This window comes from Nonomuraea aridisoli, from assembly GCF_003236395.1.
Lineage (GTDB): Bacteria > Actinomycetota > Actinomycetes > Streptosporangiales > Streptosporangiaceae > Nonomuraea > Nonomuraea aridisoli.
Map to the genome: position 1 here is coordinate 1 of NZ_POUD01000604.1, position 887 is coordinate 887.

Genomic DNA, 887 nt, shown 5'->3' on the forward strand with positions numbered 1-887 from the left:
CCACCGACCGCCCGCCCACCGGCTCCGCCGGCACGGCCACCACCACGCCCGCCACGCGGCCGGCCAGTACAGCCACCACCGGACCTGCCACGCGGCCGACCGGTACGGCCGCCGCCGGGCCTGCCGGCGTGGGCGGACGTTGGTCACGCCGGGGGATGCGGGCGAGCGCCGCCGTGGCGACCGCCCTGGACGGCGACGGGCGTACGGTCATCCGCCGGCTGGCCTCGGCACCTCCGCTGACGCTGCGCCAGACCGGCCCCTGCACCGTCCACCTGATCTCCACCGCGGCGGGCCCGCTCGGCGGCGACCGGCTGGCCCTCGACGTGGACGTCGCCCCGCACACGACCCTCGACCTGGGCTCGGTCGCCAGCACGCTCGTGCTGCCGGGCGACGGCGCGTCCGAGATGCTGGTCACCGCCCGGGTGGGCGCGGGCGCCACCCTCCGGTTCGCACCGGAGCCCACGGTGCTCGCCGCCGGCTGCGACCACCGCCTCCTGGTACGCCTCACCCTGGAGGCGGACGCGAACGTGTTCTGGCGGGAGGAGATCGTCTTCGGCAGGCACGGCGAGTTCCCGGGCCGCTGTCACGCCCGCTTCGACGCCACCTGTGACGGCCTGCCGCTGCTCCGCCAGGAGTTCACGGTCGGCGACCCGGCCCTCGACGCGTCCCCGGCCGTCTACGGCACGGCCCGCTGCGTCGGCACCACGTTCCTCACGGCCCGCACCGACAAGTCGTCCGTCTCCGACGGCGTAGCGGTCCTCCCCCTGGCCGGCCCCGGCACCCTGGTCTCCGCCCTGGCCACCGACGCCGTCCAACTCCGCTCCCGCCTCGAATGGGGCGAACGCACGGCCCTGACGCCCACCCCGCCCCGCCGGGCTGTCTAGCGC

1 protein-coding gene is annotated in these 887 nt (G+C 77.1%); it reads left to right on the forward strand.

Annotated elements, in window-relative coordinates; all coding sequences use genetic code 11:
* The coding region (locus tag C1J01_RS48350) for an urease accessory protein UreD (protein WP_328589767.1) at positions 1-884 on the forward strand (884 nt) is incomplete at its 5' end.
* Positions 885-887: the final 3 nt, after the last annotated feature.